Below are 24,614 nucleotides of genomic sequence, written 5' to 3' on the forward strand. Positions count from 1 at the left end.
TCAGGCCCGCGCCGCGGCAGCGGCCTTCAGATCGCGACGCAGCTCCTTGGGCAGCGAGAAGATCAGCGACTCCTCGGCGCTGTGCACGGCCTTCGCGTCCGGGAAGCCCCGCTCGGCCAGGAACGCCAGCACGCCGTCGACCAGCGCCTCGGGGACGCTCGCGCCCGAGGTGACGCTGACGCTGCGGACGCCGTCCAGCCAGGCCTCGTCGATCTCGCTCGCGTCGTCCACCCGGTACGACGCCTTCGCGCCCGCCTCCAGGGCGACCTCGACCAGCCGCACCGAGTTCGACGAGTTGCCCGAGCCGACCACGATCACCAGGTCGGCGCCCGGGGAGATCTCCTTGACCGCCAGCTGCCGGTTCTGGGTGGCGTAGCAGATGTCGTCGCTGGGCGGGTCGAGCAGCTCGGGGAAGCGCGCCCGGATCGCCGCGACCGTCTCGAGGGTCTCGTCGACCGACAGCGTGGTCTGCGAGAGCCAGGCCACCCGCGACGGGTCGCGCACCACGATGTTCGGGACGTCGGCCGGGCTCTCGACGAGCTGGATGTGGTCGGGCGCCTCGCCCGCGGTGCCCTCGACCTCCTCGTGACCGGCGTGCCCGATCAGCAGGATGTCGTAGTCGTCGTCGGCGAAGCGCCGCGCCTCGTGGTGGACCTTGGTCACCAGCGGGCAGGTCGCGTCGATGGTCTTCAGCTCGCGCTCGGCGGCCTGGCGGTGCACCTCGGGCGAGACGCCGTGGGCGGAGAACACCACGGTCTGGCCCGCCGGCACCTCGGCGATCTCCTCCACGAAGATCGCCCCGCGCGACTCGAGGTCGGCGACGACGTGCTTGTTGTGCACGATCTGCTTGCGGACGTAGACCGGCGAGCCGTAGAGGTCCAGCGCCTGCTCGACGGTCACGACGGCGCGGTCGACACCGGCGCAGTAGCCGCGCGGTGCCGCCAGCAGGACCGCCTTCTCAGCGTCCTCCGGCGACAGGATCGGCGGCATGCCCATGTTGGTCGATCGGCCGGTCGTCATGACGTCCAGTCTAGGTCTGTCCGCGGCATCCCCTAATCTCGCCGCCATGGCCCTGGAGACCTCGCCGCAGGCACCGGCCCCGGTCCGGCAGATCGCCAACGCGATCGCCGGCTGGGTCGACCGGCTCGGCGCGGTGTGGGTCGAGGGCCAGGTGGCCCAGGTCAACCGCCGTCCCGGCGTCGGCACGGTCTTCCTCACCCTGCGCGACACCGTCGCCGACATCTCCGTCCCGGTGACCTGCTCGCGCACCTACTTCGACGGCCTCAACCCGCCGCTGGTCGAGGGCGCCAGCGTCCTCGTGCACGCGAAGCCGTCCTACTACGCCAACCGCGGCACGATGTCGCTCTACGCCCGCGAGATCCGGATGGTCGGCCTCGGCGAGCTGCTGGCCCAGCTGGAGCGCCGTCGCCAGCTGCTGGCCGCTGAGGGCCTGTTCGCCGCCGAGCTGAAGCGACCGCTCCCGTTCCTCCCGGGCTGCGTCGGCCTGGTCACGGCCCCCAACAGCGCGGCCGAGCGCGACGTCCTGGAGAACACCCGCCGACGCTGGCCCGCCGTCCGCTTCGAGGTCGCGTACGCCGCGATGCAGGGCCCCCGGTCGGCCAGCGAGGTGATGGAGGCCCTGGAGCGGCTCGACCGCCACCCCGACGTCGAGGTGATCGTCGTCGCCCGGGGCGGCGGCTCGGTCGAGGACCTGCTGCCCTTCTCCGACGAGGCCCTGGTCCGCGCCGTCGCCCGCACCCGCACGCCCGTGGTCTCGGCCATCGGCCACGAGCCGGACAGCCCGCTGCTCGACCTGGTCGCCGACGTGCGGGCCTCGACCCCGACCGACGCGGCCAAGCTCGTCGTCCCCGACGTCCTGGAGGAGGTCCGCGGGGTCACCTGGGCCCGCGACCAGGTGCGCGCCGGGCTGCGCCGGATGCTCGACCGCGAGCAGGCCGGTCTCGACGCGCTCCGCTCCCGCCCCGCCCTGGCCGATCCCCGCCACCTGCTCGACGTCCGGCTCGACGAGGTGCACGCGCTCCGCGACCGGGCCCGGCGCACCCTCGGCCACGCGCTCGACCGGGCCGCCGACGACGTCGGCCACCAGCGCGCCCGCGCCCGCGCCCTCTCCCCGCTGGCCACCCTCCAGCGCGGGTACGCCGTCCTGCAGGACGGCGACGGCCACGTCCTCACCTCCGTCGCCGACGTGACCGCCGGCGACGCGGTCAGCGTCCGGGTCGCCGACGGCCGGGTGCACGCCACGACCACCACCACCGAGCAGCTGGAGGACCCCGGTGCCTGAGAAGCAGACCGAGCAGAAGCCCTCCTACGAGGACGCCCGCGAGGAGCTCGTCGACGTGGTCCGTCGCCTGGAGGCCGGCGGCACCACGCTCGAGGAGTCACTGGCCCTGTGGGAGCGCGGCGAGAAGCTCGCCACCTGGTGCCAGGAGTGGCTCGACGGCGCCCGCCAGCGCCTCGACGACGCGATCGGGAAGGACGAGGGCTAGGAGACCGGGTCGAGCGTCAGCAGCCCGATCAGCGTCTCCTGGTCCGCGACCGGCGCGGAGCCGTAGACGAGCAGGTTCTCCTCGCCCTGCCCGGTGACCACCTCGGTGGCGAAGCCGTGGTCCCCGCCCTCGTCGGAGAAGGTCTCCCACTCGGCGCCGAGGGCGCTCTCCACCGTGGCCGGGCCGTCCTCGCTGGCGTCCTCGTCGACTAGCTCGGCAACGAGGTCGTCGACGGACTCGTCCTGCTGGCGCAGCCCGACGTACGTGCCGTCGTCGGTGAGGATCCCGAGACCCCAGCCCGGGCGCGGGCCGCGGTCGACGACCACGCTGGTCACCTTCCAGCCCTCGGGCAGCGTCGGCGGGTAGGCGACCTGGCGGCCGCTGTCCTGGAGGGCCGCGACGGCCGGCAGGTAGTCGACCGGCTGGAGGTCGGCCTCGGGGGTGTCGCGGAAGACCTCGCGGAAGATGACGACGCCCAGGACCGCCACCACGGCCACGATCATCGACCCGATCAGGCCGCCGGTGGTCCGCTGGTAGCGGCCCGGCTTCTCGGCCGGCTGCCCTGACTCGCTCACGGCCCCATCCTCACAGGTGCCGTAGGTTGCGCGCGTGCCGCCCTCCGTCGACCTGCTGCAGCAGGTCGTGCCGCTCGTCGCCCTCGCGGCCCTGCTGACCACGGCCTACCGACACCCGCGCGCCCGCGTCGAGACGGCCGTCGCGGTGCTCGCGGCCACGGTCGTGCTCGCGGCGGGCGCCGTACCGCTCGGCGACGCGTGGGACGCCGTCGAGCACCTCGCGCCCGTGGTGCTGTTCCTCGTGACGATCCTCGTGGTGGCCGAGGTCTGCGCGCGGGCCGGCGTCTTCGCCGCGGCGGCGTACGCCGTGCGCCGGACGGCGCGCGACCGGCCGGTCCGCCTCCTGGGCGGGACGTTCGTGCTGGCCGCCCTGGTCACGACGGTGCTGAGCCTGGACGCCACCGTGGTCCTCCTCGCCCCGGTCGCGGTCGCAGCCGCCGCGGCCCTCGGGACGTCGACCCGCCCCGTCGCCCACGCCTGCCTGCGGATGGCCAACTCGGCCTCGTTGCTGCTGCCGGTCTCCAACCTCACCAACCTGCTCGCCCTCCCCGACCTGGACCTGTCCTTCCACGAGTTCGCGGTGGCGATGGCACCGGTGCTGGCCGCCGTCCTGGTGGTGGAGTACGTCGGGCTGCGGCTGCTCTTCCGGCGCGAGCTGGCGGGGACGACGTCCCCCGACGACCCCGAGCGGCCCGCTGTGGAGCCGGTGCCGCTGGTCGTGGTCGGGCTGATGCTGGCCGCCTTCGGCCTGCTCTCGCCGTTCGGCGTCGAGCCGGGCTGGGTCTCGACGGTGGCCGCGGCGGTGCTCGTGGCCTGGGCGGGCCGGCGCGGCCTGATCGGCGTGCGGGCGACGGCCTCGGCCGCGCACCCGTCCTTCGCCGTGTTCGTGCTCGGCCTCGGCGTCGTCGTGGCCGGGGTCGCCGACGGGGTGGTGGGCGACCTGGTCGCCGACCTGCTGCCGGGCGGGACCGGCTTCGCGGGCCTGCTCGCCGTCGCGGTGCTGGCCACGGTGCTGGCCAACCTGCTCACCAACCTGAGCGCGACCCTGCTGGTGGTGCCGCTGGTGGCGCCGCTGGGCCCGGAGGCCGTGCTGGCCGCGCTGCTCGGGCTGAACATCGGCTCCGGCCTGACGTACTCGGGCTCGCTGGCCAACCTGTTGTGGCGGCGCACCCTGGCCCGCACCGGCGCCGACCCCGGGCTGCGCGACCTGCACCGGGTGAGCCTGCTGCTGACCCCGGTCTCGCTGTTGGTCGCCGTCACCGTGCTCAACTGGACCTACTGAACCGCATCTGCGGCCCGGCATCCTCGAATCTGACCGCAGGTGCGGCATGATGACCGCGTGACCACGTACCGGATCGCGGAAGCCGCCGAGCTGCTCGGCGTCAGCGACGACACCCTGCGGCGCTGGACCGAGGCCGGCCGGGTGGCCTCGACCACCGAGGACGGCCGCACGGTCATCGTCGGCACCGACCTCGCGGCCCTGGCCGAGTCCCTCGCCGACCACCCGGACCGGGACGCCACCCGCGCGGCGGCCGTCAGCGCGCGGAACCGCCTGGCCGGCATCGTCACCAGGGTCACTAAGGACACCGTGATGGCGCAGGTCGACCTGATCTGCGGGCCCTATCGGATGGTCTCCCTGATGAGCACCGAGGCCGCCGAGGAGCTCGGCCTCGCCCCCGGCGTACGCGCGATCGCGTCCGTCAAGTCCACCAACGTCGTCGTGGAGCGTCCCTGATGAAGCGTGCCCTGCTGCCCGTCCTCGCCCTGCTGCTGCCGCTCACGGCCTGCGGGGGCGACGACGAGAGCACCGCCGACGACCGCGGCGACAGCGGCGGGACCACCACTCTGACCGTGTACGCCGCCGCGTCACTCACCGCCACCTTCGAGCAGATCGCCGCGGACTTCGAGGCCGAGCACGACGGCGTCGAGGTCGAGCTCAGCTTCGGTGGCTCGTCCGACCTGGTCACCCAGATCACGGAGGGCGCCGAGGCCGACGTCTTCGCCTCCGCGGCCACGAAGAACATGGACGACCTGGTCGCGGCCGACCTGACCGGCGCCGAACCGCAGGACTTCGCCACCAACGTGCTGGAGATCGCCGTACCCCCGGGCAACCCGGCGGGCGTCGAGTCGCTGCAGGACCTCACCGGCGACCTCAACCTGGTCCTCTGCGCCCCCGAGGTGCCGTGCGGCGCGGCCGCGCAGCAGGTCGCCGAGGCGGCCGGGATCTCCTTCTCCCCCGTCAGCGAGGAGCAGGCGGTGACCGACGTACTGGCCAAGGTCGCCTCGGGCGAGGCCGACGCCGGCCTGGTCTACGTCACCGACGTGGCCGCCGCGGGCGACGACGTCGAGGGCATCGAGTTCCCGGAGTCGGCCGACGTGGTCAACACCTATCCGATCGCCCCGGTCGCCGACAGCGACGAGGCCGACCTGGCCCAGGAGTTCGTCGACTTCGTGCTCGGCGCGACCGGCCAGTCGGTCCTCCAGGACGCGGGCTTCGGGCAGCCTCAGCCCCGGTGACCACCCAGCAGCGCCAGGTCGGGGTCCCCGCCTGGATCTACCTGCCCGCGCTGCTCGGCGCCGTCCTGGTCCTGCTGCCGCTGGCCGGCATGCTCAGCCGGGTCGACTGGTCGAGCTTCGTGGACCTGGTCACCACCGACTCCGCCCGCACGGCGCTCGGGCTGAGCCTGCGCACCTCCGCCGTCAGTACGGCGCTCTGCGTGCTGCTCGGCGTGCCGATGGCGGTCGTGCTGGCCCGGACGTCGTTCGCGGGTCAGGGCGTGCTGCGCTCGCTGGTGCTGCTGCCGATGGTCCTGCCGCCGGTCGTCGGCGGCATCGCGCTGCTCTACACCTTCGGCCGCAAGGGCCTGCTCGGTGCCGAGCTCGACGCCCTGGGCGTCCAGGTCGCCTTCTCGACGATCGCGGTCGTGCTGGCCCAGACCTTCGTGTCGCTGCCGTTCCTGGTCGTCAGCCTGGAGGGCGCACTGCGCAGCGCCGGCCAGCGCTACGAGGTGGTCGCGGCCTCGCTCGGCGCCTCGCCGACCACGGTGTTCCGGCGGGTCACCCTGCCGCTGGTCCTGCCCGGGCTGGTGTCGGGCGCGACGCTGGCCTTCGCCCGGTCGCTGGGCGAGTTCGGCGCCACGATCACCTTCGCCGGCAGCCTCGAGGGGACCACCCGGACCCTGCCGCTCTACATCTACCAGCTCCGCGTCACCGATCCCGACGCCGCCGTGGCCATGTCGCTGCTGCTGGTCGTGGTCGCCGTCGTCGTCATCGGCTTCGCCCGCCCGGGGCGCACGGGATGACCCTCCGCCTGCGCGCCACCGTCGCCGACCGCCGGTACGACGTCGCCCTCGACGTCGCCGACGGGGAGACGGTCGCCCTGCTCGGTCCCAACGGCGCCGGCAAGTCCACGACGCTCGACCTGGTCGCCGGTCTGCTGCGCCCCGACTCCGGCGCCGTCCACCTCGACGACCGCGAGCTCACCGGCGATCGGACCTGGGTCGCGCCCCACGACCGTCGGGTGGCCCTGCTCGCCCAGGAGCCGCTGCTCTTCCCCCACCTCAGCGTGCTCGACAACGTGGCCTTCGGCCCGCGCAGCGCGGGTGCCGGCCGGGCCGCGTCCCGTGAGACGGCCCGGCACTGGCTCGCCGAGGTCGGGGCCGCGGAGCTCGCGGACCGCTCCCCCGCCCGACTGTCGGGCGGCCAGGGCCAGCGGGTCGCCGTCGCCCGGGCGCTGGCCGCCGACCCGCGGCTGCTGCTGCTCGACGAGCCGATGGCCGCCCTCGACGTCGCCGTGGCCCCGGCCCTGCGGCAGACCCTGCGCCGGGTGCTCGCCGACCGCTCGGTCGTCGTGGTCACCCACGACGCGCTCGACGCCCTGCTGCTGGCCGACCGGGTGGTCGTCCTGGAGGACGGCCGGGTCGCCGAGGAGGGACCGGCCGCCGAGGTGCTGGCCCGGCCGCGCAGCGCCTTCGCCGCCCGGATCGCCGGCCTCGACATGCTCCGCGGCCGCTGGGACGGCGGCGTCCGGACCGCCGACGGCTCCCTCGTCCACGGCCTGGTGACCGGCCCCGAGCCCGACCCGGGCGACCCGGTGGTCGCCGTCTTCCGCCCCGCCGCGGTGGCGGTCTACCGCGAGCCGCCGGGCGGCAGCCCGCGCAACGCCTTCGCGGTCGAGGTCACCGACCTGGAGCCGCTCGGGGACCAGGTCCGGGTCCGGGCGGGCGACCTCGCGGCCGACGTCACGACGTACGCCGCTGCCGAGCTCGACCTCGCTCCGGGGACCTGGGTCACGTTCAGCGTGAAGGCCAGCGAGGTCGCGGTCTACCGCACCTGAGCGGGGGATCTGCCGACCCCGGATCACCGATAGGGTTCGGCCCATGACGGAGAGCCTGAGCGTCGCCCCCGAGTCCCCCGACCGCAACCTCGCCCTCGAGCTCGTCCGGGTCACCGAGGCCGCCGCCATGGCCGCGGGCCGCTGGGTCGGCAAGGGCGACAAGAACGGCGCCGACGGCGTCGCGGTCAACGCGATGCGGGTGATGATCTCGACCATCGGCATGCGCGGCACCGTGGTCATCGGCGAGGGCGAGAAGGACAACGCGCCCATGCTCTACAACGGCGAGGAGGTCGGCGACGGCACCGGGCCCGAGTGCGACGTCGCGGTCGACCCGATCGACGGCACCACCCTGACCGCGAAGGGCATGAGCAACGCCGTCGCGGTGCTGGCGGTGGCCCCGCGCGGCTCGATGTACGACCCGTCCGCGGTGTTCTACATGGACAAGCTCGCCACCGGCCCCGAGGCGGCCGACGTCGTCGACATCCGCCTCCCGGTCGCCGAGAACATCCACCAGGTGGCCAAGGCCAAGGGCGGTAAGCCCGAGGACGTCACCGTGGTGCTCCTCGACCGGCCCCGCCACCAGCAGCTCGCCGACGAGATCCGGGCCACCGGTGCCCGGATCAAGTTCATCGTCGACGGCGACGTCGCGGGCGCCATCTCGGCGGCCCGGCCCGACAGCGGCGTCGACCTCCTGCTCGGCATCGGCGGCACCCCCGAGGCGATCATCACCGCCTGCGCGATGAAGGCGATGGGCGGCGTGATCCAGGGTCAGCTGTGGCCGACCGACGACGAGGAGCGGCAGAAGGCACTGGACGCCGGCCACAACCTCGACCCCGACTTCGTGCTCACCACCGACGAGCTGGTCACCGGCGACGACTGCTTCTTCGTGGCCACCGGCATCACCGATGGCGATCTCATGCGCGGCGTGCGCTACGCCGGCGGCGGGGCCACCACGCACTCGCTGGTGATGCGCTCGCGCAGCGGCACGATCCGCTCGATCACCTCCGAGCACCGCCTGCAGAAGCTACGCGCTTACTCCGCGATCGACTTCGACCGCTGAGCGCGGCGTGAGCTGCGTCGCCAGGGCGGCGCTGACGTGGTCGACGACCCGCGGGTCCACGGCCATGCCGACGTGGCTCGCGGTCACCTCGATCGGGACGGCGATCGGGTCGACGCAGGCCCTCCAGTCGACGATGCCGTCGCGCCGGCTGTAGATCGCGGTGAAGGCGACGTCGTCGGCCAGCGGCTCGCGGCTCTCGTCGAAGCTCTGCCGCGCGCAGGCGCCGCCCACGCATTCCTCCGACATGAGCCCGGGCAGCCCGGCCCGGCTCAGCCGGACCAGGACGTCGACGCTCGCGGTGAGGGCCAGGTGGTGAGCCCCGGGTGCCAGCATCGGGCTGCCCATCGTGACGATGCCCGACACCAGGTCCGGGCGTCGTACGGCGACCCCGCGGGCCAGCATCCCGCCGAGGCTGTGCCCGACGACCTGCACGCGGCTGCCGCGCCGCATCGCGATCGACTCGAGTCGGGCCTCCAGTTGGGCGGCGGCGTTGAGGGTGCAGCCCACGTTGGCGCGGATGTGCGAGCGGTAGGTGCGGAACCCGCGCTGGCGCAGCACCGTCGACATCAGGCTCAGCGACAGGTCACCGGCCAGGAAGCCGGGCACCAGGACCACCGGGTCGGCGAACCGCTCCGGGGCGCGGTCGCCGTACGGCGTGGCGTGGCGAACCCGGCGGTCGCCGACCCGCCGGACGACGTGACGACCGGCCTCGCCGACCAGGCTCGCCTCGCGCAGCACCGCTCCGACCCCGGGTCGGGCGAAGCCCGCCGGGAGCAGGAAGGAGGCGAGGGTGTTCTGGCTCACACCTGCAGATTACGGCGATGCCACACGAAATCGTAGGAATTCCAACTATCCGGGCATTTCCTGACAGCGGCACTGTCAGCAACACTCTTATCCATGACCAGCGCGCCCCAGGTCCTTGTCTCCCCCGAGCTGTTCGCCCCCGTCGGCGACGGCGTCGAGCTCTGCTACCAGACGTTCGGCGACCCCGACGACGAGCCACTGCTGCTCGTCATGGGCCTCGGCGGCCCGATGACCTGGTGGGACCCCGAGCTGTGCCGGATGCTCGCGGCCCGCGGCTTCTTCGTCATCCGCTACGACAACCGCGACACCGGCCGCTCCTCGCGGATGACCGGGCGGATCGGCCGGGCCACGCTGGTCCGGGCGTTCACCGGCGCGAAGGTGCGGGCGCCGTACTCGATCGCCGACCTGGCGCGCGACGCCGTCGGGCTGCTCGACCACCTCGGCCTCGACTCCGCCCACGTCGTCGGCGTGTCGATGGGCGGCATGATCGCCCAGACCGTGGCTCTCGACGCCCCGTCCCGGGTCCGCTCGCTGACCAGCATCATGTCGACGACCGGCAAGCGCAGCGTCGGCTGGCAGCACCCCTCGTTGCTCCCCACCCTGCTGAGCGGACGCGGCGACTCGCGCGAGGAGTACGTCGCCGGCAGCGTCGTGATGGCCCGACTGATCGGGTCCCCCGCCTACCCCGAGCCGGAGGAGGGTGCCCGCCTGCGTGGCGAGGAGACGTTCGATCGCGGCATCAACCCGGCGGGCGTGCTGCGCCAGATGGTCGCCGTGCTGACCCAGCCCAACCGCGGCCAGCGGCTGCGCGGCATCCGGGTCCCGACCCTGGTCGTGCACGGCCTGGCCGACAAGATGGTGCACGTCTCGGGCGGGCGGGCGACCGCCGCGGCGGTCCCGGGCAGCGAGCTGCTGCTGGTCGACGGGATGGGCCACGACCTTCCGGCCGAACTGTTCGAGACCTTCACCGCCGCGATCCGCCGCAACGCCGATCGGGCCTGAACCACCGCGCTCACCTCTTCGGGTGACGGCGATGTTTCCTGAGAGCCCTCCTTGGTTAGTGGACAAACCACGTGAACAGGGACTAGACCGTGTGACACGTGCCACACGATCCGGGGAGGGGCCGCATGTCGTCATCCGCATCGCCACCGAGGCGGAGGGCCCGACGCGGCCTGGCCGCCGCCGGGGCACTCATCTGTACGGCGGGGTTGCTCTCCGCGTGCGGGGAGTCGGGCAAACCGACGCTGAACTGGTACATCAACCCCGACGGGCAAGCCACCCTCGGCAAGCTCGCCGAGCAGTGCAGCACCGACCAGTACGACATCGAGCTGCAGCTGCTCCCGGCGAGCGCGACCGACCAGCGCACCCAACTGGCCCGCCGGCTCGCGTCGGGCGACACCTCGACGGACCTGATGAGCCTGGACCCCGTCTACGTCGCGGAGTTCGCCAACGCCGGCTGGCTCGAGGAGCTGACCGGTGACACCGCCACAACCGCCGTCGACGACGACGTCCTGAAGGGCGCGGCCGACACGGTCACCTGGGACGACGGCGTCTTCGCCTTCCCGCAGTGGGCCAACACCCAGGTGCTCTGGTACCGCAAGTCGCTCGCCGAGGCCGCCGGACTCGACATGAGCCAGCCGGTCACCTGGTCGCAGGTCATCGACGCCGCAGCGGACAACGACGGCACCGTCGGCGTCCAGGCCAACAAGTACGAGGCGTACGTCGTCTGGATCAACGCGCTCATCCAGGGCGCTGGCGGCGACATCATCTCCGACACCGAGGCCGGCGCCGACGCGCAGGTCGACATCGACTCCGACGCCGGTCGCGCCGCAGCCGAGGTGATCCAGCAGTTGGCCGACTCGAAGGCCCGCCAACCCGACTTCACCACCTCCAACGAGGGCACCTCCCTCGGCCAGATGTTCCCGGCGAGCGGGGCCGGCGAGTTCATGACGAACTGGACGTTCGTCTACAACAACTACAAGCCCACCCCCGACAACGGGATCACCGAGGAGCAGTTCTCCGACCTCGGCTGGGCCCGCTACCCCCAGACCGTCGAGGGCGAGGAGTCCAAGCCCCCGATCGGGGGCATCGACATCGGGGTCGGCGCCTACTCCAAGCACTCCGACTGGGCGCTCGAGGCCGCGGAGTGCGTGACCACCACGGAGGCGCAGGTGGCCCTGGCCGTCAACGAGGGCCTGATGCCGTCGCGCTCCTCGGCCTACGAGGCCGCCGAGCTCCAGGAGGCCTTCCCGCCCGAGCTGCTCGCGCTGTTCCAGGAGAGCGTCGACAGCGGGGGCCCGCGCCCCAAGACCGCCTTCTACTCCAAGGTCTCCGCCGCGATCCAGAGCGTGTGGCACTCGCCGACCTCGGTCGACCCGTCGAAGACCCCGGAGGAGTCGGCCGAATTCCTGTCCGAGATCCTCCAGAACAAGGCCCTGCTATGAGTACGACGACGCAGGCCGCTCGCCCGGCCACCAAGGTCCAGGACAGCGACCGGCTGAAGGCCGAGAACCGGCTCGGCCGCAAGCTGGTTGCTCCGGCCCTGATCGTGATGCTGGTCGTCACCGCCTTCCCGATGCTGCGGGCGCTCTACCTGTCGCTGTTCAGCTACTCGCTCACCGCGCCCGACGACCGCGAGTTCATCGGGCTGAGCAACTACGTAACGGCGTTGACCGACAGCCTCTTCTGGCGAGACACCGGCATCACGGTGCTGATCATGCTCGTGACGGTGTTCTTCGAGCTGGTCATCGGGTTCATCTTCGCGATGGTCATGCACCGAGTGATCTTCGCCCGGGGCGTGATCCGCACCTCGATCCTGATCCCCTACGGCATCATCACGGTGGTCTCGGGCTTCGCCTGGCAGTTCGCCTTCAGCCTCAACAACGGCTTCGTCAACGGCTGGCTCCCGTTCGTCGACGACACGTTCAACTGGTTCGAGAGCACCACGCCGTCGCTGATCGCGATCATGGTCTCGGAGATCTGGAAGACCACGCCGTTCATGTCGCTGCTGCTCCTGGCCGGTCTGGCCCAGGTCTCCGACGACATGATCGAGGCCGCCAAGGTCGACGGGGCCACCTGGTGGCAGCGGTTGTGGAAGGTGATCCTGCCGAACATGCGGGCGGCCATCATGGTCGCGGTGCTCTTCCGGGCCCTCGACGCCTACCGGATCTTCGACAACATCTTCGTGATGACGGCCGGCGCCAACGGCACCGAGTCGGTCTCGTTCCTGACCTACCGACAGGTGGTCGAGCAGTTCGCGCTCGGCATCGGCTCCGCGCTCTCGGTCCTGCTGTTCCTCTCCGTCCTCCTCATCGCCTGGCTGATCGTCAAGATCTTCAAGGTCGATCTCGCCCAGGCCCGACAGGAGTAGTGGCTATGAAGCAGAAGATCGGAACCGCCGTCGGGTGCGTGCTCATCCTGGTCTGGTGCCTGCTCCCCGTCGCCTGGATCATCTCGCTGTCGTTCAAGTCGCAGGAGTCGATCACCAACGGCAGCCCCGGGTTCTTCCCCTCCGACGGAGGGGGCGCCGGCTGGCAGAACTACCAGGACGTCTGGAACAACGACCAGTTCCGCCGGGCTATCTTCAACTCCATCGGGATCAGCCTGATCGCCACCCTGCTGTCGGTGATCATCGCGACGCTGGCGGCGTACGCCATCGCCCGCCTGGAGTTCAAGGGCAAGAAGTTCGTGCTCAGCACCGCGCTGGCGATCGCCATGTTCCCGGTGGTCTCGCTGGTCGGTCCGCTGTTCGACATGTGGCGCACCTTCGGCCTCTACGACACCTGGCCGGGACTGATCATCCCCTACATGTCCTTCACGCTGCCGCTGGCGATCTGGACGCTCTCCGCCTTCTTCCGCGAGATCCCGTGGGAGATGGAGCAGGCCGCCCAGGTCGACGGCGCCACGTCGTGGCAGGCGTTCCGCAAGGTGATCGTCCCGCTCGCGGCGCCGGGTGTCTTCACCGCGGCGATCCTGACGTTCTTCTTCGCGTGGAACGACTTCGTCTTCGGGATCTCGCTGACCTCGACCGAGAGCGCCCGGCCGATCCCGGCCGCGCTGTCGTTCTTCGTCGGTGCCGATCCGTTCAACCGGCCGGCGTCGCTGCTGGCCGCGGGAGCCGTCATCGCGACGATCCCGATCGTGCTCATCGTCCTCGTATTCCAGCGCAAGATCGTGGCCGGACTGACGTCCGGCGCGGTGAAGGGGTGACCTGATGGCTGCCATCACGATGAAGAACATCGTCAAGAAGTACGGCGACGGCTTCCCGGCCGTGAACGACGTCTCGATCGACGTCGCCGACGGGGAGTTCGTGATCCTGGTCGGCCCGTCGGGCTGCGGGAAGTCGACCCTGCTGCGGATGATCGTGGGCCTGGAGGACATCACCTCCGGCGACATGGTCATCGGCGACCGCCGGGTCAACGACCTCGCCCCACGCGACCGCAACCTGGCGATGGTGTTCCAGAACTACGCGCTCTACCCGCACCTGACGGTCTACGAGAACATCGCCTTCCCGCTCCGGCTCGCCGGCGCGAGCAACGACGAGGTCGACCAGAAGGTGCGCGAGGCGTCCAAGACGCTAGAGCTCGACGAGCACCTGGAGCGCAAGCCGGCCAACCTCTCCGGTGGTCAGCGCCAGCGGGTCGCGATGGGTCGGGCGATCGTCCGCGAGGCCGACGCGTTCCTCTTCGACGAGCCGCTGTCCAACCTCGACGCCAAGCTCCGTGGCCAGATGCGCACCGAGATCGCCCGGCTGCAGAAGAAGCTCGGCATCACCACGGTCTACGTCACCCACGACCAGACCGAGGCGATGACGCTGGGCGACCGGGTCGCCGTCCTCAAGCGCGGCGTGCTCCAGCAGCTCGCCTCCCCGCGCGAGCTCTACGACAACCCCGGCAACCTGTTCGTCGCGGGATTCATCGGCTCCCCGCCGATGAACTTCCTGCCGGCCGAGGTCGACGGCACCACCGTCAAGCTGCCGTTCGGCTCCGTGCAGATCCCGGCCGACAAGGCCGATAAGGTGGCCGGCAAGGGCCTGCTCATCGCCGGCATCCGGCCGGAGAACTTCGAGGACGCCTCGGTGATCGAGGCCAAGGACGAGGCGTCCACCTTCACCGCCAAGGTCGAGGTCGTGGAGTGGCTCGGCAACGAGACCTACGCCTACATCCCCTTCGAGGCCCCGCCCGAGGTCGAGGAGCAGCTGCGCCAGCTCGAGCGCGACCTCGACGGCGAGTCGCTGCGCACCCAGCTCGTCGTCGCCCTCGACGGCACCAGCCGGATCAAGGAGGGCGAGGAGGCGCAGATCTGGATCGACTCGCGCAAGATGCACCTCTTCGACCCGGCGACGGGCGAGAACCTGACGGTCGACAGGGCCCACGCCGGTCGGATCCTCGGCAACGCGATGGCCGAGGCCGCCGAGCAGCCGGCTGCCGCCGGCTGAGCCGCACGGACCCACCCGACGGGGCGGGCGTTCGGGGTCGTTCGGACCCTGGCGCCCGCCCCGTCGTCGTACGGCCCCAACGGACACGATCGCCGGGACAGCTCCCCCAACCCCCGGAGGTCTCCGTGCCCGACGGCCCCACCCCGCATCCTGCGATCGAGCGCGGACCCGCTCCGCAGGAGGACACGACCTCGTGGCTCGGCCTCGCCGCCACGACCGCGTTCTTCGGTGCCCTCGCCGTCGCTCTCACGATCCCGTCCCTCTGGGACTCCTGGATCGTCGAGAACGACAGCCGCCGCTTCGGCGGGCTCCTCGGCCGGCTGGAGGACCTCGGCCGGCTGCCCGTGGCCGGCGTCCTCGGCCTCGTCGCGCTGGTCGGGCTGGTCGCCCTCGTCCACGAGCTCCGGACCGACCGAGAGGACTCCTGAGATGGGTCTGTTCGACAAGCTGACCGCCAAGCTCGCCTCGATGGGCATCGACCACGCCGCCGTCCTCGCCGGGCAACTCGGCCCTGAGGACGCGTTCGTCGCTACGGCCGGCGTGCTGCCGGCGGCGTACGAGCGGGGCGGCGGTGTCCGCCTGCTGAACGGCACCCAGATCGCGATGAAGGCCGTCGACGCCGCGACCAACGCGGTGTCGGGCAAGAAGCACGTCGGGGGCGACGCCGACAGCATCGCGGCGGCGCTCCCGCGCGAGGGCGAGCTCCGGTACGCCGCCCTCAGCACTCGAGGGCTCTCGCTGTGGGACTTCGGCCTCAACGGCCAGCAGGACCCGCCGACCTTCGTGCTGCGGATCACCGGCGAGCAGGTGCGCTCGGTCGTCGACACGGGCAAGAGGGCCCAGGGCGGCGCGGTCGTCGTCCGGTTCACCTTCACGGACGGGTCGTTCTTCGACTATCGGGTGCTGCCGAACGGGCAGGACTTCATCACGGCCTGCGCGGAGCGCTGGCCGGCCTGATCCTCGGGACGGCTCAGTCGGAGGCCCGGCGGAGGCGCTTGCGCTTCTCGCCGGGCATCGGCTTGCGCACGACGGTGACCGCGCCCATCAGTGCGACGCCGCGGACCCGCACATGCGGGGAGGCCGGGCCGATCTCGGGATCGACCTTGGCCCGGCCCTCCTCGAAGGTGCCCATGATCCCGACCCCCTCGACCGTGACCCGGGTCCAGGCGTTGACGATGACGTCGACGGCCCCCATGACGGCGTTGGCGGTGATGACGACCTCCGGCGTCGTGAAGACGGCCTCGCGCAGGTCGATGTCGACCCCGCCCATTATCGTGAACGCCGTGTGGTTCGGCGGGACCTCCCAGACCCCCTTGCGGTCCGTCCCGCTCATCACCGCGATGCTCGTGCCGTAGCGCGGTGCCCCGGTCGGCGCCGGCAGCTGGCCGGGCCGCGGGGCCGGCACCAGACCGGTCGGCAGCGGGCCCTCCGCGCCGGGCAGGTCGACGACCAGCGGCACCAGGTCGCCGTACACCTTCGCGGCGTACGCCGCCTCCAGCCGCTCGTCGAGCTCCTCCAGGTCGATCCGGCCCTCGCCGGCGGCCTGGCGCAGGAACTCGGCCGTGCGGTGCCGATCGTCGTCGGAGATGCGCTGCTGGTGCGGCTCGATCACGGCACCAGGGTAGTGCGGGCGGACCGGGCCCGGTCCCGCTCGGGGCGGCGGCTCTGCCGCTCGGCGAGCGCCTCGGCCTCGTCGTACCAGCGAACGGCCGTCGCGGGGTCCTCCCCCGCGGCGGCGAGGTCGCCCAGGGCGAGCGTCGCCTCGACCTCGGGCGAGCCCCAACCGTGCTCACGGGACCGGGCCAGCGCCCCCTCCAGGACGCGGACGCCCGCCGCCGGGTCGCCCTGACGGGCCAGCAGCCGTCCGCGGGTGACGTCGAGCAGGGCCAGCGCCTCGCCCAGCTCGTGCCGGGCCAGGGCGGTCTCGGCGTGCGCCAGGTCGGTCGCGCACGCCTCGAGGTCGCCGACCTGCTCGAGGTGCCGGGCCAGCCAGCCCCGGCTGATCGCCGCCAGGGTGGCGAATCCGCCCGCCTCCAGCTCGGTCACGGCCTCGACGCCGAGCCGGACCGCCCCGACCGGGTCACCCAGCGCCTCCGCGAGCAGCGGCCGGTTGCTGCGCACGATGGCCAGCGCGAGGTCGTCGCCCGCGCGGGCGGCGTACTCCTCGCACGCGTCGTAGACCTCCGCACCGATCCGGGGGTGACCGAGGAGGCGCAGGGTGTCGGCGAGGTTGCCGAGCGCCCGACCGCGGGCCTGGTCCTGCCCGCGCGCGGCCGCGAGGCGCACCGAGCGGGCGTAGGCACGGACGGCGTCGCGGTAGCGACCGCGGTGCTTGTGGATGTTGCCGATGCCGTTCACCACGCGGGCCGCCTCGGTGTCGGCGGGGTCCTCGGCGTCGTGGGCCCGCTCCAGCTCGGCCAACGCCTCGTCGAGCCGGCCGCGCATCTCCAGGCTGCGGGCGCGCAGGCGCCGTACGCCGCGGTCGTCGACGCCCGCGTCCAGGGCGTGCGTGCAGAGCGCGTCGCAGGTCGCCCACTGGCCGGTCACCTCCAGGTGGTCGGCCAGCAGCAACGCGACCTCGGCGGTCGCCCGAGGACGGCCCCACCCGGGGGCCGCGTCCGCGACGGCGAGCAACGACGACTGCTCGTCAGTGAGCCAGCCGACGTCCGGGTCTCCTGCCGGTGCGTGCTCACGGGTCCGCTCGACCACGGTGTCGAGCAGCCGCTCACGCGCGGCCTGCCGGGCCGACCGCGGGTCCACGATGAGCCCGAGGTGGGTCGCGAAGGCCCGGACCAGGTCGTGCAGGAGGTAGCGCCCCCGTCCGTCCTGGCGGAGCAGTTGCTCGGCGACCAGCTGCTCGAGGTGGTCCGCGGCCACGTCCTCGGCCACCCCCGCCAGCGCCGCGACGACCCACTCCGTGAGCTCGGGCCCGGGGTGCAGGGCCAGGGCCCGGAGGGTCGCGGCGACGTCCACGGGAAGCAGGTCGTGGCCCATCCGCAGCGCCGGGCGGAGCCGCTCGTCGCGCGGGAGCGCCTCGAGCCGGGCGGCGTGGTCGTCCAGGGTCCACTCCGGCTGGGCGGCGACCAGCGCCCCGGCGACGGTGAGGTCGAGCGCCATCCGGCCGCAGGCCCGGACGATCCGCTCCGCGGCCGCCCGGTCCTCGACCCGGACGTCGCGACCGCCGGTCCGGGCGAGCAGGTCCAGCGCAGCGGGCTCCGAGAGCTCGGTGAGGACCACCTCGCGGTGCTCCGTGCCGCGGGGCAGGCCGGTCAGCGCCCGCCGCCCGGTCACCAGGACGCGGGCCCGCGGCGGGATGGGGAGCAGCGCGGCGACCGGCGTCGCGTCGCGGACGTTGTCGAGCAGCACCACGGCCGGCGTCGCGGACAGCTCGCGCCACAGCAGCTCGCGACGGCCCGCGAGATCCAGGCCGTCGTACCGCTGCGGGACGACGCCGAGGCCGACGAGCAGGCCACCCAGCACGGCCGACGGGTCGAGCGGAGGGCGCTCGGGGTCGTAGCCGCGCGCGTCCAGGCCGACCGTCCGGCAGCCCGGGCCGAGCCGGTCCTGCCAGACCCGGGCCACGTGGAGCGCGACCTCGGTCTTGCCGATGCCGGCGAGGCCGACGACCGAGGTGACGCCGCCGGGCGGGTGCGCCACCACCGTGCGCAGCACCTCGTCGCGGCCGACCAGCTCCCGGCGCGGCCGGACCAGCGGCGGCCGCTCCGGAGCTGCGCCCGCCCCGTGCACGTCGCGGAAGGCCGCCCGCCAGTGCGCCAGGTCGCCGGCGGGCACCCCGAGCACGGTGACCAGATCGAGGTAGAGCTCGCCGTCGAGACGTCGCCGCCCCGGCCGGAAGCAGTCGTAGACCGTCACCTTGCCCGGCCGGCCGGTGCGGAGCCCGCGCCCGCTCCGCAGATCGCCGACCCGCGTCGCGAGGGCGGCGTACGACGGGCCGCCCGCCCAGGCCCGCAGCTCGGCCAGAGCGCGGGTGAGGTCGTCGAGCGTCGTCGCCCCGACCGGGCGAGGTGCCCGGTCGCCCCTGCTCACCCCGCGATCCTAGTCAGGCCTCTCAGCCGTCGGTCGCGACCACCAGCACCGGGATCGGGTCGACGACGATCCGGACCCGCGTGCCCGAGGCGAGGGCCTGCGCCTCGGCGTTGCCGAGTTGGGCGACCACGAGGGTGCCGTCCCCGAGGGCCGCCGTCACCCGGGACAGCCCGCCCAGGAAGGCCACTGACAGCACGGTCGCCGTACCGGCGTCGTCGGCGACAAGCGACACGGACTCGGGACGGACCAGCGCGACCCCGGACCCGGCCGCCGAGCCCGGCAACGTGGGGACGGAGGTGCCGAGGACGTCGGCCACGCCGCCGGAGACCCGGGCGGGGATCCGGTTGCTGAGGCCGACGAACTCACCGACGAACGGCGTCGCCGGCGCGCTGTAGAGCTCGGCCGGCGTGGCGATCTGGTCGAGACGACCGGCGTTCATCACGCCGACCCGGTCGGCGACGGCCAGCGCCTCCTCCTGGTCGTGGGTCACGAACAGGGTCGTGGTGCCGACGTCGAGCTGGATCCGGCGGATCTCGTCGCGCAGCTGCACGCGCACCTTGGCGTCGAGCGCCGAGAGCGGCTCGTCGAGGAGCAGCACCGCCGGCTCCACGGCCAGGGCCCGGGCCAGGGCGACCCGCTGCTGCTGGCCGCCGGAGAGCTGGTTGGCGTAGCGGCCGCGGTGCTGGGCCAGGCCGACCAGCTCGAGCATCGCCGTCGCGCGGGCGTGCCGCTCCTTGCGCGAGCGGCCCCGCAGCTTGAGCCCGAAGGCCACGTTGTCGAGGACCGTGAGGTGCGGGAAGAGGCTGTAGGCCTGGAAGACCATGCCCATGTCGCGCTTGTTCGCGGGGACGCCGCTGATGTCGCGGCCGCCGACGGTGATGGTGCCGGCGTCCTGCCGCTCCAGCCCGGCCAGGATCCGCAGCGCGGTGGTCTTGCCGCAGCCGGAGGGACCGAGCAGCGCGACCAGCTCGCCCGGCGCGAGCCGGAGGTCCAGGCCGTCGAGCGCGTGCACGTCGCCGTACGAACGGCGCAGACCGCTCATCGACACCGCCAGGCCGGCGTTCGGGTTCTCGTCGGTCATGGTCACTTCCCTCCGGGGGTACGCCGGCGCCGGTCGAGGAACGACAGGAGCACCAGCAGGACAGCGGCGAACAGGATCGAGGCCAGGGAGAGGGCCATCGACTGGGGAGCGTCGCTCTTGCCGAGCAGAACGATCACCACGGGCAGGGTCTCGTAGTTCTGCAGGGAGGCGACGGTGTACTCGCCGAGCACCAACGCGACCGAGATGAAGGCGGCACCGAGCACCCCCGTCCAGATGTTGGGGGTGATCACCCGGACGATCACGGTCAACCAGCTCGCGCCGAGCGAGCGGGCCGCCTCCGCGAGGGTCACCGCGTCGATCGACGACAGGGCAGCGTCGAGGGAGCGGTAGGCGTAGGGCAGCACCAGCACGACGTACACGAAGGTGAGCGTCAGGGCGGAGTCCCCCATGAGGTAGTGCACCCAGGCGTAGACGTTCTTGATCCCGACCACGATCACCAGGGCCGGGATGGTCAGCGGGAGCAGGCACAGGAACTCGACGAGCCGGGAGGCCCGCGGCACCCGGAGCCGGACCCAGATCATCGTCGGCACCAGCAGCACCACCATCCCGACGACGGTGAGCAGCGCCAGCAGCACCGACGTGGTGATGGCCTCGGTCAGGGTGGGGTCGTCCAGCAGGGTCCGCCACGCCTCCCCGGTGCGCTCGCCGGTCCCGGGGACCTTCGTGCTGAAGTCGAGGAGGGCGGCCAGCGGCAGCAGGAAGAACAGGCCGAAGGCCAGCAGCAGCACCCAGCGGAGCACCCGCCACGTCGTCGAGCCGGTCATGAGAGCCACCTCGACGTCCGCTTCAGGAGCCAGGCGTACAGCGCCATCACGATCGCGACGACCACCACCATCTCGAGGGCCAGCGCGTAGCCGAAGTTGGCCTGCCCGAGGACGATCTCGCTGGTGAGGGCGGAGCGGATGAGCAGCGGGGTGATCGGCGCACCCTGGCTGACCAGCGCAGCCGCGGTGGCGTACGCCGCGAACGCGTTGGCGAACAGCAGCAGCGCCGAGCCCAGGAAGGCCGGCCGCAGCAGCGGCAGGGCCACCTGGAACCAGTACTGCCGGGTGCTCGCCCCGAGGTTGACCGCCGCCTCGCGCCACTGCGGGCGCAGGCCCTCCAGCGCCGGCAGGAAGACGATCACCATCAACGGGATCTGGAAGTAGGTGTAGACGAGGACCAGGCCCGGCAGCTCGTAGAGCCACGCCGACCCGGCGTCGTCCCGGCCGAGCACGTCGGCGAGCAGGTTGGTCAGCAGCCCCCCGAAGCCGAGCGTCGCCATCCAGGCGAAGGCCAGGGTGACGCCGCCGAACTGGGCGAGGACCCCGCAGACCGCGGTGACCGCGCGTCGCATCACGCTCGTGGGCGGGGCGGTCACCACCAGGTAGGCCAGCAGCGCCCCGAGGACCGAGCCGACGGCGGCCGACGAGAGCGACAGCAGCAGGCTCTCGCGGAGCGCGCGCATCGGCGTCTCCTCGGTGAGGGCGCGCACGCGGTCGAGGGAGAATCCGCCGTCGTCACCCTGGAAGGCGCCGATGATGACGGTCACGGTCGGGACCAGCAGGAAGACGCCGATGAAGACGAGGAACGGGAGCAGTCCGAGGACGGGACCCGGCCGCAGCCGGGTCCCGCGCCTCCGGTCGGGGGGCGGGCCCCGGGCCCGGGGGCGGCCCGGGGGGGGGGGGGGGGCGTGGGGGGGCCCCCGCCCGCCCCGGGCCCCCGCGCCTCCGGTCGGCTGCCGGCCCCGTCTCCGGGGCCGGCAGCGGAGCGGTCGTGGTCACTTAGGAGATGGCCTTCGCCCAGTTCTCGGCGAGGTACGCCGCCATGGTCTCGGTCTGCTCGTTGGTCGGGACCACCGGCGTGCCGGTGACCTCCGGCAGGGCGTCGTACAGCTCCTGGTCGATGGTGCCGGCCTCGACCATCGCGTCGGCGCGCACCGGGCGGGCACCGCCGGCGAGCCAGAGGTTCTGGCCCTCGTCGCTGTAGAGGAACTCCTGCCAGAGCCGAGCCGCTGCGGGGTGCGGGGCATCGGCGTTGATGGCCTGGAAGTAGTAGCCCGCGATCGGGGCGTCCTCGGGGACGAAGACCTTCCAGCTGTCGAGCTTGGCCGACTCGGCGGCGTTGAGGTAGTCCCAGTCGATGACGACCGGGGTCTGGCCCGACTCGATGGTCGCGGCCGTCGGGTCGACCGGCAGGAAGCTGCCGGCCTTCTTCAGCTCGGCGAAGTAGTCGACGCCCGGAGCGATGTCGTCCGCCGAGCCGCCGTTGGCCACCGAGGCCATCACGACGCCGCTGAACGCGGCACCGGCCTGGGTCGGGTCGCCGTTGAGCGCGACCTTGCCCTTGAACTCCGAGCCGAGCAGGTCGTCGAGCGACGTCACGTCCGGCACCTTGGCGGAGTCGTATCCGACCGACATGAAGCCGCCGTAGTCGTTGACCCAGGTGCCGTCCGGGTCCTTGAACTCGGCCGGGATGTCGTCGAACGTCTCCACCTGGTACGGCGCGAACATGTCGGTGTTCGCGAGCGCCACCGACTGACCGAGGTCGAACACGTCGGGTGCGCGGTCGGTGCCGGCGAGCTGGTTCGCCGCGTTGATCTCGTCCTGGCTCGCCGCGTCGGGCTGCGCCGAGTTGACCGTGATGTCGTACTTGGCCTCGAAGGCGTCGATGATCGCGCCGTAGTTGGCCCAGTCCGGGGGCAGGGCGATGACGTTGAGCTCACCCTCCTCCTCGGCGGCGTCGACGAGACCCTCCAGGCCCCCGAGGTCGGCGGCCGACGTGGCCTCGGCGGCGTCGGCGGAGCTGCCGGACCCCGAGTCCTTGTCGTCCTCGGGAGGAGCGCAGGCCGCGAGCGAGATGAGCGACGCGACCGCCAGGACCGAGATGAACGAGGTGCGTACCTTCACGTGTTCTCCTGATTCAAGGGCGCATGGGATTGCGCCGGCGCTCACCCTGAGGGGTGGGCATGGCTCGGACGGTACTCCTAGGTGGCCTTTCGGAGGTCCTGCGATGAACGACCACGGCTCGGCGTACGCTGGCGGCTCGTGGCGACCGAACCAGAGTTCCGTTACTCCGACCTCCTGCCCCTCGGCACCGACGAGACGCCGTACCGGCTGATCACGACCGAGGGTGTCTCGACCTTCGAGGCCGACGGCCAGACGTTCCTGCGGGTCTCCCCCGAGGCGATCCAGCGGCTGACGTCGGAGGCGATGCACGACATCTCCCACTACCTGCGCCCGGCGCACCTGGCCCAGCTGCGGAAGATCATCGACGACCCCGAGGCCTCAGGGAACGACCGGTTCGTGGCGCTCGACCTGCTGAAGAACGTCAACATCTCCGCGGGCGGCGTGCTGCCGATGTGCCAGGACACCGGCACCGCGATCGTGATGGGCAAGAAGTCCGAGGGCGTGCTGACCGGCGTCGACGACGGCGAGGCGATCTCCCGCGGCGTGTACGACGCCTACACGAGGCTCAACCTGCGCTACTCCCAGTTGGCGCCGCTCACGACGTACGACGAGAAGAACACCGGCACCAACCTGCCCGCGCAGATCGAGCTCTACTCCACCCCGCAGACCAGCGGGCCAGATGGGATTCCTCGGCAGGAGTACAAGTTCCTCTTCATGGCCAAGGGCGGCGGGTCGGCCAACAAGTCGTTCCTGTTCCAGGAGACCAAGGCGGTCCTCAACCCGACCCGGATGCTGGAGTTCCTGGACGAGAAGATCCGCTCCCTCGGCACGGCCGCCTGCCCGCCGTACCACCTGGCGGTGGTGATCGGCGGCACCAGCGCGGAGTTCGCGCTGAAGACCGCCAAGTACGCCTCGGCGCACTACCTCGACAACCTCCCCACCGAGGGCTCGATGTCCGCCCACGGCTTCCGCGACCTCGAGCTGGAGGAGGAGGTCTTCAAGCTGACCCAGTCGTTCGGCATCGGCGCCCAGTTCGGCGGCAAGTACTTCTGCCACGACGTCCGCGTGGTCCGGCTCCCCCGGCACGGCGCGTCCTGCCCGGTCGCGATCGCGGTCTCCTGCTCGGCCGACCGCCAGGCGCTCGGCAAGATCACTCCCGAGGGCGTCTTCCTCGAGCAGCTGGAGACCGACCCCGCGCAGTACATGCCCGACGCCGGCGTCGCCGAGGACATCGCGGGCGGCGAGGTCGTCCAGATCGACCTCAACCAGCCGATGAGCGAGATCCTCGCCGAGCTGCGCAAGCACCCGGTGAAGACCCGGCTCTCGCTGACCGGCCCGCTGGTCGTCGCGCGCGACATCGCGCACGCCAAGATCAAGGAGCGCCTCGACGCGGGCGAGGAGATGCCGCAGTACCTGAAGGACCACCCGGTCTACTACGCCGGCCCGGCCAAGACGCCGGAGGGGATGGCCTCGGGCTCGTTCGGCCCCACCACCGCGGGTCGCATGGACTCCTACGTCGAGCAGTTCCAGGCCGCGGGCGGCTCGATGGTGATGCTGGCCAAGGGCAACCGCTCGAAGGCCGTCACCGAGGCCTGCCACGCCCACGGCGGCTTCTACCTCGGCTCGATCGGCGGCCCCGCGGCCCGGCTGGCCCAGGACTGCATCCGCAGCCAGGAGGTCATCGAGTACGCCGAGCTCGGCATGGAGGCGGTCTGGAAGATCGAGGTCGAGGACTTCCCGGCCTTCATCGTCGTCGACCACCAGGGCAACGACTTCTTCACCGACCCGTCCGGCACCGTCACGGTCCCCGTGACGGGCCTCCGCGTCCGCTCCGCCCAGTAGCCCACCGCAACGTCAT

Annotated in this window: 25 protein-coding genes; 16 read left to right on the top strand and 9 right to left on the bottom strand. The window is 72.3% G+C overall.

Annotated features, from left to right (window positions below; translation table 11 throughout):
• Positions 1 to 1,020: a 4-hydroxy-3-methylbut-2-enyl diphosphate reductase gene (locus V7S47_RS05975; RefSeq protein ID WP_336560704.1), complete on the bottom strand. Its 1,020-nt coding sequence runs from the start codon at positions 1,018 to 1,020 to the stop codon at positions 1 to 3.
• A 46-nt stretch (positions 1,021 to 1,066) separates the two neighbouring features.
• Between V7S47_RS05975 and xseA the strand changes: the two genes are divergently transcribed.
• A complete protein-coding gene (xseA, locus tag V7S47_RS05980) occupies positions 1,067 to 2,302 on the top strand; it encodes an exodeoxyribonuclease VII large subunit (RefSeq protein WP_336560705.1) in 1,236 nt (411 codons plus the stop codon).
• Positions 2,295 to 2,507 (top strand): exodeoxyribonuclease VII small subunit, encoded by a 213-nt coding sequence (locus V7S47_RS05985; RefSeq protein ID WP_336560707.1) that lies wholly within the window; start codon positions 2,295 to 2,297, stop codon positions 2,505 to 2,507. Before xseA ends, V7S47_RS05985 begins: the two co-directional genes overlap by 8 nt.
• Here V7S47_RS05985 and V7S47_RS05990 read toward each other — a convergent pair.
• Positions 2,504 to 3,082 carry a DUF4245 family protein gene (locus V7S47_RS05990; protein WP_336560708.1) on the bottom strand — a complete coding sequence of 193 codons (579 nt, stop codon included), beginning with the start codon at positions 3,080 to 3,082 and terminating at the stop codon, positions 2,504 to 2,506. The genes V7S47_RS05985 and V7S47_RS05990 overlap by 4 nt on opposite strands.
• 34 nt (positions 3,083 to 3,116) lie before the next feature.
• Between V7S47_RS05990 and V7S47_RS05995 the strand changes: the two genes are divergently transcribed.
• From V7S47_RS05995 to glpX, 6 genes are read left to right on the top strand one after another with little or no spacing between them, the layout of a single operon-like run.
• The gene (locus tag V7S47_RS05995; RefSeq protein ID WP_336560709.1) at positions 3,117 to 4,364 is read left to right on the top strand and encodes an SLC13 family permease; all 1,248 of its coding nucleotides are present in this window, start codon (positions 3,117 to 3,119) and stop codon (positions 4,362 to 4,364) included.
• A 57-nt stretch (positions 4,365 to 4,421) separates the two neighbouring features.
• Positions 4,422 to 4,817, top strand: a complete 396-nt coding sequence (locus V7S47_RS06000; RefSeq protein ID WP_336560710.1) for a TOBE domain-containing protein — start codon at positions 4,422 to 4,424, stop codon at positions 4,815 to 4,817.
• Complete coding sequence (modA, locus tag V7S47_RS06005) at positions 4,817 to 5,599, top strand: molybdate ABC transporter substrate-binding protein (protein ID WP_336560711.1); 783 nt, start codon at positions 4,817 to 4,819, stop codon at positions 5,597 to 5,599. Before V7S47_RS06000 ends, modA begins: the two co-directional genes overlap by 1 nt.
• Entirely contained in the window at positions 5,596 to 6,384 is a 789-nt protein-coding gene (locus tag V7S47_RS06010) for an ABC transporter permease (RefSeq protein ID WP_336560712.1), read from the top strand. The genes modA and V7S47_RS06010 overlap by 4 nt, the downstream gene beginning before the upstream one ends.
• Positions 6,381 to 7,418, top strand: a complete 1,038-nt coding sequence (locus tag V7S47_RS06015) for a sulfate/molybdate ABC transporter ATP-binding protein (RefSeq protein ID WP_336560713.1) — start codon at positions 6,381 to 6,383, stop codon at positions 7,416 to 7,418. Before V7S47_RS06010 ends, V7S47_RS06015 begins: the two co-directional genes overlap by 4 nt.
• A gap of 43 nt (positions 7,419 to 7,461) precedes the next feature.
• Positions 7,462 to 8,478: a class II fructose-bisphosphatase gene (glpX, locus tag V7S47_RS06020; protein WP_336560714.1), complete on the top strand. Its 1,017-nt coding sequence runs from the start codon at positions 7,462 to 7,464 to the stop codon at positions 8,476 to 8,478.
• Here glpX and V7S47_RS06025 read toward each other — a convergent pair.
• A complete protein-coding gene (locus V7S47_RS06025; protein WP_336560715.1) occupies positions 8,443 to 9,282 on the bottom strand; it encodes an esterase/lipase family protein in 840 nt (279 codons plus the stop codon). The genes glpX and V7S47_RS06025 overlap by 36 nt on opposite strands.
• A 93-nt stretch (positions 9,283 to 9,375) precedes the next feature.
• Here V7S47_RS06025 and V7S47_RS06030 point away from each other — a divergent pair, with 93 nt between their 5' ends.
• The 7 genes from V7S47_RS06030 (at position 9,376) to V7S47_RS06060 (ending at position 15,676) form a co-directional block, all read left to right on the top strand.
• Positions 9,376 to 10,284 (top strand): alpha/beta fold hydrolase, encoded by a 909-nt coding sequence (locus tag V7S47_RS06030; protein WP_336560716.1) that lies wholly within the window; start codon positions 9,376 to 9,378, stop codon positions 10,282 to 10,284.
• A gap of 125 nt (positions 10,285 to 10,409) precedes the next feature.
• Positions 10,410 to 11,726: an extracellular solute-binding protein gene (locus tag V7S47_RS06035; protein WP_336560717.1), complete on the top strand. Its 1,317-nt coding sequence runs from the start codon at positions 10,410 to 10,412 to the stop codon at positions 11,724 to 11,726.
• Positions 11,723 to 12,652 carry a carbohydrate ABC transporter permease gene (locus tag V7S47_RS06040; protein ID WP_336560718.1) on the top strand — a complete coding sequence of 310 codons (930 nt, stop codon included), beginning with the start codon at positions 11,723 to 11,725 and terminating at the stop codon, positions 12,650 to 12,652. The genes V7S47_RS06035 and V7S47_RS06040 overlap by 4 nt, the downstream gene beginning before the upstream one ends.
• A 5-nt stretch (positions 12,653 to 12,657) precedes the next feature.
• Positions 12,658 to 13,491, top strand: coding sequence for a carbohydrate ABC transporter permease (locus V7S47_RS06045; protein WP_336560719.1), 834 nt, complete (start codon positions 12,658 to 12,660; stop codon positions 13,489 to 13,491).
• A gap of 4 nt (positions 13,492 to 13,495) precedes the next feature.
• Positions 13,496 to 14,719 (top strand): ABC transporter ATP-binding protein, encoded by a 1,224-nt coding sequence (locus V7S47_RS06050; RefSeq protein ID WP_336560720.1) that lies wholly within the window; start codon positions 13,496 to 13,498, stop codon positions 14,717 to 14,719.
• Between the two features lie 125 nt (positions 14,720 to 14,844).
• Positions 14,845 to 15,147 (top strand): hypothetical protein, encoded by a 303-nt coding sequence (locus tag V7S47_RS06055; protein ID WP_336560721.1) that lies wholly within the window; start codon positions 14,845 to 14,847, stop codon positions 15,145 to 15,147.
• A gap of 1 nt (position 15,148) precedes the next feature.
• Positions 15,149 to 15,676 carry a hypothetical protein gene (locus tag V7S47_RS06060; RefSeq protein ID WP_336560722.1) on the top strand — a complete coding sequence of 176 codons (528 nt, stop codon included), beginning with the start codon at positions 15,149 to 15,151 and terminating at the stop codon, positions 15,674 to 15,676.
• A 13-nt stretch (positions 15,677 to 15,689) separates the two neighbouring features.
• On the opposite strand, the gene V7S47_RS06065 is transcribed toward V7S47_RS06060, so the two are convergent.
• The 6 genes from V7S47_RS06065 to V7S47_RS06090 form a co-directional block, all read right to left on the bottom strand.
• The gene (locus tag V7S47_RS06065; protein WP_336560723.1) at positions 15,690 to 16,331 is read right to left on the bottom strand and encodes a DUF1707 SHOCT-like domain-containing protein; all 642 of its coding nucleotides are present in this window, start codon (positions 16,329 to 16,331) and stop codon (positions 15,690 to 15,692) included.
• On the bottom strand, positions 16,328 to 18,766 hold the full coding sequence (locus V7S47_RS06070; RefSeq protein WP_336560724.1) for a tetratricopeptide repeat protein: 2,439 nt from the start codon (positions 18,764 to 18,766) through the stop codon (positions 16,328 to 16,330). The genes V7S47_RS06065 and V7S47_RS06070 overlap by 4 nt, the downstream gene beginning before the upstream one ends.
• Before the next feature lie 22 nt (positions 18,767 to 18,788).
• Positions 18,789 to 19,847: an ABC transporter ATP-binding protein gene (locus V7S47_RS06075; protein WP_336560725.1), complete on the bottom strand. Its 1,059-nt coding sequence runs from the start codon at positions 19,845 to 19,847 to the stop codon at positions 18,789 to 18,791.
• Positions 19,848 to 19,849: 2 nt separating this feature from the next.
• Positions 19,850 to 20,632 carry an ABC transporter permease gene (locus V7S47_RS06080; protein ID WP_336560726.1) on the bottom strand — a complete coding sequence of 261 codons (783 nt, stop codon included), beginning with the start codon at positions 20,630 to 20,632 and terminating at the stop codon, positions 19,850 to 19,852.
• Positions 20,629 to 21,399 (bottom strand): ABC transporter permease, encoded by a 771-nt coding sequence (locus tag V7S47_RS06085; protein WP_336560727.1) that lies wholly within the window; start codon positions 21,397 to 21,399, stop codon positions 20,629 to 20,631. Before V7S47_RS06085 ends, V7S47_RS06080 begins: the two co-directional genes overlap by 4 nt.
• Positions 21,400 to 21,631: 232 nt before the next feature.
• Positions 21,632 to 22,756, bottom strand: coding sequence for an ABC transporter substrate-binding protein (locus tag V7S47_RS06090; protein WP_090858132.1), 1,125 nt, complete (start codon positions 22,754 to 22,756; stop codon positions 21,632 to 21,634).
• Between the two features lie 138 nt (positions 22,757 to 22,894).
• Here V7S47_RS06090 and V7S47_RS06095 point away from each other — a divergent pair, with 138 nt between their 5' ends.
• A complete protein-coding gene (locus V7S47_RS06095; protein ID WP_336560728.1) occupies positions 22,895 to 24,598 on the top strand; it encodes a fumarate hydratase in 1,704 nt (567 codons plus the stop codon).
• The last annotated feature ends 16 nt before the right edge of the window (positions 24,599 to 24,614 follow it).

Origin of the sequence: Nocardioides sp. CCNWLW216 (genome assembly GCF_037120545.1) — a bacterium.
GTDB lineage: Bacteria > Actinomycetota > Actinomycetes > Propionibacteriales > Nocardioidaceae > Nocardioides > Nocardioides lianchengensis.